General features: G+C 73.1%; 10 protein-coding genes. All 10 read right to left on the reverse strand.

Annotation, left to right across the window (positions count from 1 at the left end):
* Window positions 1–3: 3 nt before the first annotated feature.
* Window positions 4–1,341 (reverse strand): crotonyl-CoA carboxylase/reductase, encoded by a 1,338-nt coding sequence (gene ccrA, locus ACBJ59_RS34205; RefSeq protein WP_375114325.1) that lies wholly within the window; start codon window positions 1,339–1,341, stop codon window positions 4–6.
* Between the two features lie 14 nt (window positions 1,342–1,355).
* The gene (locus ACBJ59_RS34210) at window positions 1,356–2,339 is read right to left on the reverse strand and encodes a 3-oxoacyl-ACP synthase III family protein (protein WP_375114326.1); all 984 of its coding nucleotides are present in this window, start codon (window positions 2,337–2,339) and stop codon (window positions 1,356–1,358) included.
* Window positions 2,324–3,265 carry an LLM class flavin-dependent oxidoreductase gene (locus tag ACBJ59_RS34215; RefSeq protein ID WP_375114327.1) on the reverse strand — a complete coding sequence of 314 codons (942 nt, stop codon included), beginning with the start codon at window positions 3,263–3,265 and terminating at the stop codon, window positions 2,324–2,326. Before ACBJ59_RS34215 ends, ACBJ59_RS34210 begins: the two co-directional genes overlap by 16 nt.
* Entirely contained in the window at window positions 3,262–5,073 is a 1,812-nt protein-coding gene (locus ACBJ59_RS34220) for an amino acid adenylation domain-containing protein (RefSeq protein WP_375114328.1), read from the reverse strand. The genes ACBJ59_RS34215 and ACBJ59_RS34220 overlap by 4 nt, the downstream gene beginning before the upstream one ends.
* 51 nt (window positions 5,074–5,124) lie before the next feature.
* On the reverse strand, window positions 5,125–6,141 hold the full coding sequence (locus ACBJ59_RS34225; protein ID WP_375114329.1) for a TauD/TfdA family dioxygenase: 1,017 nt from the start codon (window positions 6,139–6,141) through the stop codon (window positions 5,125–5,127).
* 10 nt (window positions 6,142–6,151) lie between these two features.
* Window positions 6,152–6,904: a thioesterase II family protein gene (locus ACBJ59_RS34230; protein ID WP_375114330.1), complete on the reverse strand. Its 753-nt coding sequence runs from the start codon at window positions 6,902–6,904 to the stop codon at window positions 6,152–6,154.
* Between the two features lies 1 nt (window position 6,905).
* Window positions 6,906–7,124: an MbtH family protein gene (locus tag ACBJ59_RS34235; RefSeq protein ID WP_375114331.1), complete on the reverse strand. Its 219-nt coding sequence runs from the start codon at window positions 7,122–7,124 to the stop codon at window positions 6,906–6,908.
* An 89-nt stretch (window positions 7,125–7,213) separates the two neighbouring features.
* On the reverse strand, window positions 7,214–8,104 hold the full coding sequence (locus tag ACBJ59_RS34240) for a tryptophan 2,3-dioxygenase (RefSeq protein ID WP_375114332.1): 891 nt from the start codon (window positions 8,102–8,104) through the stop codon (window positions 7,214–7,216).
* A gap of 10 nt (window positions 8,105–8,114) precedes the next feature.
* Window positions 8,115–9,254 carry a capreomycidine synthase gene (vioD, locus tag ACBJ59_RS34245; RefSeq protein WP_375114333.1) on the reverse strand — a complete coding sequence of 380 codons (1,140 nt, stop codon included), beginning with the start codon at window positions 9,252–9,254 and terminating at the stop codon, window positions 8,115–8,117.
* On the reverse strand, window positions 9,235–10,215 hold the full coding sequence (locus ACBJ59_RS34250; protein ID WP_375114334.1) for a TauD/TfdA family dioxygenase: 981 nt from the start codon (window positions 10,213–10,215) through the stop codon (window positions 9,235–9,237). The genes vioD and ACBJ59_RS34250 overlap by 20 nt, the downstream gene beginning before the upstream one ends.
* Window positions 10,216–10,239 lie beyond the last annotated feature (24 nt).

Here is a 10,239-nt window from a genome sequence, read left to right on the forward strand (position 1 = left end):
GACTCACCACGTCCCCTGGCGGAAGCGGCCGAGCGGGCCCTCCAGCCCGGCGCGCAGCTCGTGGTCCCGCACGCCGAGCCCCGGCCCGGGCGCCAGGCAGAGCACCCCCACCTTGCCCTGGTGCAGATTGCCGTGCACGTCGTGAACGGCCTGGCCGGTGCGGGACAGCGGATACACCCTGGACAGCGTCGGGTGGATCCGGCCGCGGGTGATCAGCCGGTTGGCCGCCCACGCCTCCCGGTAGTTGGCGAAGTGCGTGCCGATGATCCGCTTGAGGTTCATCCAGAGGTAGCGGTTGTCGTAGGTGTGCTGGAAACCGCTGGTGGAGGCGCAGGAGACGATCGTTCCGCCGCGTCTGGCCACGAAGACGCTGGCGCCGAAGGTCTCCCTGCCGGGGTGCTCGAAGACGATGTCGGGATCCTCGCCGCCGGTCAGCTCGCGGATGTGCGCACCGAACCGGCGCCACTCCCGGGGGTCCTGGGTGTGCTCGCCGGACCAGAACCGGTAGTCCTCGGCCCGCCGGTCGATGATCAGCTCGGCGCCCATCCTGCGGCAGAGCTCCGCCTTCTCGGCGCTGGAGACCACGCACACCGGCGTGCCGCCGCCGTTGAGCACGAGCTGGGTGGCGTACGAGCCGAGGCCGCCCGAGGCGCCCCAGATGAGCACCGTGTCACCCTGCTTCATCCCGGCCCCGTTGGACGAGACGAGCTGCCGGTAGGCGGTCGAGTTCACCAGGCTGGAGGCGGCGGCCTCCTCCCAGGTCAGGTGGGCCGCCTTGGGCATGAGCTGGTTGGACTTCACGACGGCCAGCTCGGCGAGCCCGCCGAAGTTCGTCTCGAAGCCCCAGATGCGCTGCTCGGGGTCGAGCATCGTGTCGCCGTGCCCGTCGGGGTGCTCCAGCTCGACCGACAGGCAGTGCGCGACCACGTGGTCGCCCGGCTTCCAGGCGCCGACGCCGTCACCGGTACGCAGCACCACTCCGGACAGATCGGAGCCGACCACGTGGTAGGGCAGGTCGTGCCGCCCGGCCAGCGGGGAGGTACGGCCGTAACGCCGCAGGAAGGTGAAGGTGGGCAGGGGCTCGAAGATCGACGTCCACACCGTGTTGTAGTTGACGCTGCTCGCCATCACCGCGACCAGCGCCTCCCCCGGCCCCAGCTCGGGCGTGGCCACCTCCTCGACGTGCAACGACTTGCGCGGGTCCTTGTCCACGGAGCTCATGCCGTCGAACATGGTGACCTCGTCGGCGTGCACCGTGACCGCCCGGTAGCTCTCCGGTACGGGGAGGGACCCCAGCTCGGCCGGGTCGTCCGCCATGATCGCTTCGAGTGTCTTCCGCATCGCCGCCTCCGGGTTCAGTACCAGTGGAGAATCGTGGCGCCGGCGCACAGGCCCGCGCCCGCCGTGGCGAGCAGGATGCGCTCGCCCCGCTGGAGCGGCCGGCTCTGGTGCGACCGGTGCAGCGTGAACGCCACCGAGGCGGCGCCGATGTTGCCGTGGTCGCGTGCGGTGAGCGGCACCCGGTCCAGCCCGATGCCGAGATCGGCCGCCAGCTCCTCCAGCATCCGGATGTTCGCCTGGTGGAAGACGAACCTGCTGATGTCGCCGAGGTCGAGGGCGCAGTCGTCGAGCACCTGCTCGACGATCTTGCGCAGGGTGGGCAGCACCCAGTCCCTGACCGCCCGGCCGTCCATGTGCGCGTAGTGTTTCCCGGCCGCCCTGGTCTCCTCGTCGACCTCCATCCGGGTGCCGCCGGCGTCCACGCCCACCACGTGGTGGTACTCGCCGTCGGTGAGCATCCGGGTGGTCAGGAAGCCGTACCCGTCCGGCACCTCGCCGAGCAGCATGGCGGCGGCGCCGTCGCCGAAGATGCTGACGGTGGCGCGATCCTTCCTGTTCACCAGGGTGGAGACCATGTCCGCCCCCGCGACCAGCACCCGGGCGCCGCGGCAGTACGTGCTCAGCAGGCCCTCGGCGACCGCGAGCGAGTACAGGAACCCGCTGCAGCCGGCGTTCACGTCGAAGGCGGGCACCGTCTTCAGGTCCAGCTTGTGCTGCAGGATGGCCGCGGTCGCCGGCTGCGGCACGTCGGGCGTCATGGTGGCCAGGATGAGCGCGCCGAGGCGTTCGCGTGCGTCCGGCTCGGCGTCCAGCGCCTCGTTGGCCGCGATGGCCGCCAGGTCGGAGGTCACCGTCCCCGCCGTGGCGTAGCGGCGCTCGACGATCCCGGTCCTTCTCTCGACCCACTCCTCCCGCATCCCGGTCCAGCCTCTGATGTGCGCGTTGGTGATCACTCGTTCCGGCGCGTGCGCGCCCAGTCCGACTACTCCGACGGCCATGTCACGGGTCCCTTTCCTCGCACGATCGGCTCCTCGTCCAGCAGCGCGGCGAGCCGGCGGTACTGCGCCGCGTAGCCGGCCGCGGCCGGCATCAGCACCAGTTGGTCGGCCCCGGCGGCGACGAACGCGGCCAGGCCCTTCGCCACCTCGGCGCCGGTTCCCGCGATGACGTGCCGCAGGAGCGGCCCCGCCGACGGGCCGTACTGAAGGCCCACGAACCGGGCCGCCTCGGCCCTGGCGTGCTCGGGGTCGCGGTCGTCCACGTGGACGAGCGCGGCGATGCCCGCTCGCGGCTCGGCCCGGCCCAGCTCGCGAGCGCGGGCGCACAGGTGCTCCCGCCGCCGGGCGAACCGCGCCGGGCTCACCCAGGCTCCGAGCCAGCCGTCGCCGTGGCCCGCCGCCCGCTCCATCGCCGCCGCCGAACGGCCGCCGATCCAGACCGGCGGCATCGCCCCGGTGGGGGCGAGCGCGGGCACGTCGGCGTCCCACGGGGCGGGCAACCGCGCCGGGCGCCCGGAGAGCAGCGCCGGCAGCACGTCGAGCAGGGCGTCGGTACGACTGCCGCGCTCCTCCACGGGCACCCCGGCGGCCACCCACTCGGCGGGGTACTCGCCGCCCACGCCCACGCCGAGCAGGACCCGGTCACCGGACAGAACCTGTAACGAGGCCAGTTGCTTGGCCGTCCAGGCCGGGTGCCGCAACGCGCCCACGAGCACGGAGAACCCGAGGCCGACCCGCCGGGTCACGGCGGACACCGCGGCCAGGACGGAGACCGGCTCGAGGATCCCGGTGCGGAAGGCGAGGTGGTCGACGGTCCAGACCGAGTCGAATCCGAGGTCCTCGGCCAGGCCGGCCGAGGCGACCACGTCGTATCGGCTCGCGCCCGCCGCGCTGGTGGCGGGGAGCACGACCCCCACGTCGGTCATGAGATCCCGCCGCTCAGCCGGGCCACGTGCGCCGCGAGATCGCGGAGCCTGGGGTGGCGGTAGACGTCCTTCGTCGGCAGGACGACGCCGAAGTGCTCGCGCACCCGCGCCACCACCTTGAGCGCCACCAGCGAGTGGCCGCCAAGGGCGAAGAAGTCGTCGTCGGCCAGCACGCTGTCGACGCCGAGCACGCCGGCCCAGACCCTGGCGATCAGCTCCTCCACGGGGCCCTCGGCGGGCGGCCCCGTCCCGGCTCCCGCCGCCGGTACGGGCAGCGCGTCCAGGTCCAGCTTGCCGCCGACCGTACGGGGGAACTCCGGCAGCCACGTGAACGCGGCGGGCACCATGGAGCCGGGCAGCCGCCGGGCCAGGTGCTCGCGCAGCTGCGCGCCGGGCGCCTCGGTGCCGGTGTAGTAGGCCGCCAGCGCGTCGCCGCGCGGGACGACCACGCAGCGCGATACCTCGGGACGCTCGCCGAGCACCGCCTCGACCTCGCCCGGCTCGATCCGGTGACCGCGCACCTTCACCTGGCGGTCGAGCCGGCCCAGGAAGATCAGGTTGCCGTCGGCGTCCCACCGGGCGCGGTCGCCGGTCCGGTACATGCGCGACCCGTCACCGGCCACCACGTCGGGCAGGAACCGCTCGGCGGTCAGGGAGGGCCGGTTGACGTAGCCGTGGGCCACTCCGGTGCCGGCGACGAACAACTCGCCGTCCTCGGCCGGGCGCAGGCGGCCGTCCAGCACGTACACGCGCACGCCGGGCAGGGGGCCGCCGATGTGCGGGTGCGGGCCGTGGACGGGCGCGGCGGTGGCGTCCACGGTGCACTCGCTGGGGCCGTACAGGTTGACCGTCCGCCAGCCGGGGGTGGCGGCCAGGTCGCGCCACATGCCGGCGGGCACCGGCTCGCCGCCCATGAGCAGCCGCAGCGGCCGGCCGGGCAGGAGGTCGTCGCGCAGGGCGGCCCAGTGCGAGGGCGTGAGGTCGAGCTCGGTGACGTCGTGCTCGCGCACGTACGCGGCCAGTGCGGGCGGGTCGGCGCGGACGTCCTCGCCCAGCAGCACGATCGTGTCGCCGCGGCACACGCGGATCAGCTGCTGCACCGAGGCGTCGAAGGAGATGCTCGCGTTCCAGCCGACCGTGGCCGGATCTGGAGGGTAGATCCCGGCCTGCTCCAGGGAGGCGAGCAGCGCCGACACCCCGCCTCTGCTGACCGCGACCCCCTTGGGCCGGCCGGTCGAACCGGAGGTGTGCAGGACGTAGGCGACGTCGTGCCCGCCGACCTGCGCGGACGTCCGGACGGCCGGGTGCTCACCCGCCGGAGCGGGCGGTCCGGCCGGCTTCCGCTCGACGAGGGAGGCGGGCGGGGCGGTGGGCTCCGGGTCGTCGCGCGGCGGGGCGGTCGCGGTCGGCACGCTCCAGCCGGGCTCCGGCCGGTCCGTGTAGACCGCGCTCACCCCGGCGTCGGCGACGGTGAGCGCCAGCCGCTCGGCCGGGTGGGCGGGGTCGAGCGGGACGTAGGCCGCGCCCAGCCACCAGACCGCCAGCAGCGCCGCGGGCAGCTCGGTGGACCGGGGCAGGCAGACGCCGACCCGGGAGCCGCGTACGACGCCCGCCGCCCGCAGCGCCCCCGCCACCCTGGCCACCCGCGTCGCCAGCCCGGCGAAGCTGAGCTCGCCGTCCGGCGCCCGCACGGCGCGGCGGTCGGGATGGGCGGCCACCGCCCGGCGGAACCGGCCGAGCACGTCATCGGGCTCGGCCGCGAGCGCGGGCCCCACGGAGCGCGGGGCGGCGGGGAAGGTGACGGTCATCTCGGCCCCATATCGCGCGCGGGCAGGATACGGACAAAGCCGGCGGTCATCTCAGCCCCCGTCGCACACGGACATCGGCGGGATCGGGCGGCACTCCTGGAGCGTCACCGGGTCTCCCATGGCCACGACGACCCTGCGGTCGCCGCGGAACGGGTCGCGGCCGTGCGCGGCGAGCAGGTTGTCCACGATCAGCAGATCACCTGCCCGCCACGCCTGCCGCAGGACGGCCGTTTCGTAGGCGGCGTTCATGGCGCTCACGTCGTCCGCGCTGAGCTCCGTGCCGTCGCCGTACCCTGTCGTGAAGGGCAGGCCGTCCCGCCCCGATTCCTGGAGAAGCACGTCCCGGATCTCGGGATCGAGTGAATGCTCGCTCCAGAAGGCGGCGTGGTTGAACCACACCTCATCCCCGGTCCGGGGATGCCTGATGATCGCGGGGCGCACCTGCCTGGTGCGCAGCGTGTCGTTCTCGCCCCAGCGACAGCTGATGAGGTTGTCGGCGCAGTACTTCTCGACCTCTTCGCGCGTGTCCGCGCCGAACGCGGTGCGCCAGCCGAGGGAGATGTGCTCGCCGTAGGTGCGCCGCAGCGACCAGCCGACGGCACGGAACCGCTCGGCCAGCTCGGGCGGCAGGTTGCGCAGCACCTGGCGGCAGTCGGCCACCGGCGTGGCGCCGCCCGTGGGCGGCGCGGTCAGGCAGCAGAAGAGCAGCACGCCGGGGAAGCTCAGCGTGTAGCTGTTCTCGTTGTGCATCCTGATGGGCTGCGAGGGCGGCAGGTCGGTCGAGGAGTAGACGTCGTCGACGACGTGGGTGCGGGGGGTGGCCTTCTCCCGGTAGGCCGCCCGCTCGGTGAGGAGAACGTCCCGCAGGGCGGCGAAGTCGGCCGCGCCGCGGACGGGCAGGCCGCGCAGGCACAGCGCGCCGTGCGCGTCCAGCAGGTCGCGGATGCGCGGGCGTACCGCGGCCAGCCAGGCGCCCGCTGCGGCGACGGTGTCCAGGCCGGTCACCGTGGCCGTCGCCGGTCCGCCGTGGCCGAGCGTGCATTCGAGGTCGGGGATGGTCACGTCCATGGCTTGTCCCTTACAGCGCGTCGATGTGCGCGGGCAGTGCGCGCCAGACGTCGGGGGTGTAGAAGTGCCCGCCGGGCAAGGAGTCGCAGCGGAACCGGCCGCGGCAGACCTGCCGCCACTGGGCTGCCACGGCCGGCTCGATGACCCGGTCGTCGCGGCCCCAGAGCACCTGCACGGGGACGCCGGTCGTCGCTCCCGGCGGGTAGCGGTAGGAGTCGCGTACGCGGATGTCGGCGCGCATGAGCTCGTAGGCCATCTCCATCAGGCCGGAGTCCGAGCGCGCGTGGCCGGGCAGCAGGCCGATCGTCGCCATCCAGGCCAGCAGCTCGGTGTCGGAGTCGCCGAGGGCGGGGAACCTGTCCCGCTCGGTCAGCCCCCGGTTCGGCGCGTTGCAGGAGGAGACGACGAGCGCGGCGGGCAGCGGGCCGCCCTGCCGCTCGATCCGGGTCACCACGTCGAAGGCCATCCAGCCGCCCATGCTGTGCCCGAAGAGCACGTAGGGCCGGTCGGCCGCCGACAGCACGGCCGCCGTGGCGTCCTCGGCGAGCTCCTCCCAGGTCCGGGCGAAGCTCTCGGCGAACCTGCCCTCCCGGCCGGGGTAGCAGACGAGCGCCAGCTGCGTCCGCTGGTCGAGGGCCGCGGCCCACGACCGGTACGCCCCGGTGCCCCCGCCGCAGAAGCCGAGGCAGACGAGCGACCTGGTGGCCGCCGCCCGCGGCGCGGGCCGGATGACCGTCGTGTCCTGTACGCGGTACGCGGTCACGTCAGGTCTGGACCTGGTCCATCTGCTCCCGCAGGCTGCGCGGGCGCATGTCGACCCAGTTCCGCTCGATGTGGTCCAGGCAGGACCGGCGGGTCTCCGGACCGTGCACGGCCTTCCAGCCGTCCGGCACGTCGATGAACGAAGGCCACAGGGAATGTTGTTCCTCATCGTTGATCAGCACCAGGAAAGTGCCGTTCTCGTCGTCGAAAGGATTAGTCACCGTTACCTCCGGAATTTTTTCTGCACATGCAAAGCCTAAGGTCGGGAATTTGCATCGACCGGCAGTCGGCGAGGCAACCGACCGGCAATTCAAAGGACACTTCTGACGGACCACAGCTCGGGGAAGAACCGGTGTTCCGCGGACCGGCGCAGCCACTGCACGCCGCTGGTCCCGCCCGTGCCGGGCTTGCCGCCGAGCACGCGCTCGACCACCAGCAGGTGGACCGCCCGCCACTTCCCGAACTCGTAGGCCACGTCGACCAGCGCCTCGGCCAGCCGGTGCTCCGTGTGGTGGCGGGCCGGATCCGCATACACCTGGCGCCAGGCCTGTTCGACGCCGGAGTGCGGCCGGTAGGGGGCCGTCCAGTCGCGCTTCAGGCACTCGGCGGGGATCTCCAGCCCGTTGCGCGCGAGCAGCCGGAGCGACGCGTCGTAGAGGCTGGGCTCGGACAGGTCGCGCATGAGGTCGCCGTGGCCGGCCTCGCCTTCGTACGGCCTGGTCATGGCGGCGTTCTTGTTGCCGAGGACGAACTCCCACTGCCGGTAGGCGGAGGACTGGAACCCCGACCCGCCGGCGAGCTGGTCGCGGAACTCGGCGTACTCGGCCGGGCTGAGGGAGGCGAACAGCTCCCACGCGGCGGCCATCAGGGCCTGCGCCGGGCGCAGCCGCCTCAGTGTGCGCAGCGCCGCGCCCGGGTCGTCGGCGTCGAGCTGGTCGCGGGCCCGTGCCGCCTCGATGTGGCCGAGCTTGAACAGCAGCTCCATGACCTGGGTGCCGATGAGGAAGCCGGGCTCGCTGGGCGACTTGGTGCGGAACTCCTGCACCGACAGCAGCACGTCCGGGCGGACGTACGCGGCGAACGGTGTGGGGCCCTCGCCGAACTCCAGGATCGGCCGCCCGCCGGTGCGCCGCGCCCGCTCGGCGCGCTCGTCGTCGCCCTGAACCCGGTACGCCGAGCGCTCGTATTTCCCTGCCGTCATCGGCATCTCCTCAGACCCGGCCACGGAGGACCCGGGTGATCGCGCGCAGCCCGTCCGACAGGACCTCCGTGGGCCCGCCGAAGCCGATGCGCATCCTGTCGGGGTGGCCGAAGCAGACGCCGGGCACGACCAGCACGCCCAGACTCTCCAGCGTGTCGCAGATCTCGCCCACGTCGGTGACGCCGCGCACGGCGGGGAAGGCGCAGACCCCGCCCAGCGGCATGGCCAGGTCGATGGCGTCCCGGTTCGCGGCCGCCCAGCCGCGCAGGCGCTCGCGGTTGCGCGCGGCCAGGCCGAGCCGGTCGGCGACGATCCTGTCGCCGTTCGCGAGCACCGCCGTGGCCAGGAACTCCGCCAGCGGCGAGGTGCTGATCGAGACGTAGTCCCTGACCTTCACCATCGTCGCGAGCAACTCGGGCGGCGCCAGGCACCAGCCGACGCGCAGCCCCGGCAGCCCGTACGCCTTGGACAGGGTGCCCACCGAGATGGCGCGGTCCAGGAAGAGGCGCGGATCGGGCAACGGGTCGCCGTCGTAGACGAGCTCGCCGAACGCGCCGTCCCACAGCAGGTGGCAGTCCCGCGCCGCGATGAGCCGCAGGAACTCCGCGTAGTCGCCGGGCCCCAGCGTGGTGCCCGTCGGGTTGTGCGGGAAGTTCACCAGCACCGCTCGGGTGCGCTCGTTGAGCAGGTCGCGCAGCCGGTCGAGGTCGGGGACGAAGCCGTCGGCCGGGTCCAGCCACCAGACGCGCAGCCGGGCGCCCAGCACCTCCGCGATCGAGTACAGCGAGTGGTAGACGGGGTGCAGGACCACGATCTCGTCGCCCGGCCGGACGATCGCGGCCAGGGCGAGGAACAGCGCCTCGGTGGAGCCGTGGGTCACCATCACCGAGTCCGGCCGGCTGCCGAACCGCCGCGCGATCACCTCGCGCAGCGCCGGCGCGCCCACCGAGGGGCTGTCGCGGAAGGCGATGCCGTCGAGCTCCGCCGTGCTGATGCCGAGCAGTTCCCTGAGCTCGCCGAGCGTGTAGTTCTCCACGCCGGAGCTGGAGATGTCGACGGGCAGGGTGAAGTACCGCTCGCGCAGCCAGTCCTCCAGCAGCGCCGGGGCGATGTCCCCGATCGGGCGGGGGTCAGCCGATTCGACGGTCATCGCCGCTCCTCCTGCCCGCCCGGGTCCGCCTGAGGTCGGCGGTCACGTTGATCCGCCTGAGCCATCGGTCGCGGCCGTCGTAGCGGGCCCGGAACGGGCGCCGGCCGTGCACGACGTTCCGGTTGTCGAGGAAGATCAGGTCTCCGGGGGCGAGGGCGAAGTCGTACAGGCCCGCGTCGAGCTGGCCGAAGATGAGCTCCAGCGCCGCCCGCGCGTCCTCGTCGCCCGGGGCGGCCACGGTGCAGTCGCGGTCGATGCGCAGCACCGCGGCCTCGGGCGGCCCGGTCAGCACCGCTCCGGTCTCCGGCCTGGTCGTGTCCTGGTCGTGGGCGTCGTCGGCCCGGGTCAGGAAGCGCGGCTGGGCCAGCGTCTCGCGCGCCCATCCGGGCAGCGCCAGGGGGTCGGCCGCGGCCAGCGTGGTGGGCGTCAGGTCGGGGTTGCGCAGGCAGTACAGGCCCACATAGTCGGCCCGGTACGGCGAGAAGGCGTCCTCGGTGTGCCAGGTCAGCTCCTTGCGGCTGCTGGAGCTGACGTCCGTCTGCTCGTGCCCGGCCACCGGCAGCACGTCGGTGAGGATGCGGCCGTCCTGCTGGGTGGTCCACCCGATCGGGTCCCCGAGCAGCGCGGCCCAGAGCATCAGCGTGAAGCCGGACAGCCTGGCCTCCTCGCTCTGCGGGTCGCGCCAGTGGGCGGGGGTGTCGTTCAGCAGGTCGTCGCGGAGCATGTTCCCGGTGATGAGAACGGCGTGCTTGGCCTCGTCGAGCCGGGCCCTGTTGACGGCGCGGCGCGGCGCGAGCGGCAGCTCCTGTGCGATGACATTTACCTCGGCGAGAAATTCGGGACTGTCGGCGGCGACATATTCGTCGGCGCAGTTGCCGGCCAGCGCTCTGGCCAGTTTGGCCTCTTCCCGGTTCAGCGCGATTTCCCGTACCCGCGCGTTCACCAGCATTTCGGGCAGCACCTTGCACAACCTCCAGGAATTCTG

It is taken from the genome of Nonomuraea sp. MTCD27 (genome assembly GCF_041950495.1).
In the GTDB taxonomy this organism is placed as follows: Bacteria; Actinomycetota; Actinomycetes; order Streptosporangiales; family Streptosporangiaceae; genus Nonomuraea.

Excerpts from the sequence above, each read along its gene's own strand:
- ACBJ59_RS34225 (WP_375114329.1), bottom strand. The coding sequence starts at position 6,141 with ATGGACGTGACCATCCCCGACCTCGAATGCACGCTCGGCCACGGCGGA.
- ACBJ59_RS34215 (WP_375114327.1), bottom strand. The coding sequence starts at position 3,265 with ATGACCGACGTGGGGGTCGTGCTCCCCGCCACCAGCGCGGCGGGCGCG.
- ccrA (WP_375114325.1), bottom strand. The coding sequence starts at position 1,341 with ATGCGGAAGACACTCGAAGCGATCATGGCGGACGACCCGGCCGAGCTG.
- vioD (WP_375114333.1), bottom strand. The coding sequence starts at position 9,254 with ATGACCGTCGAATCGGCTGACCCCCGCCCGATCGGGGACATCGCCCCG.
- ACBJ59_RS34220 (WP_375114328.1), bottom strand. The coding sequence starts at position 5,073 with ATGACCGTCACCTTCCCCGCCGCCCCGCGCTCCGTGGGGCCCGCGCTC.
- ACBJ59_RS34210 (WP_375114326.1), bottom strand. The coding sequence starts at position 2,339 with ATGGCCGTCGGAGTAGTCGGACTGGGCGCGCACGCGCCGGAACGAGTG.
- ACBJ59_RS34240 (WP_375114332.1), bottom strand. The coding sequence starts at position 8,104 with ATGACGGCAGGGAAATACGAGCGCTCGGCGTACCGGGTTCAGGGCGAC.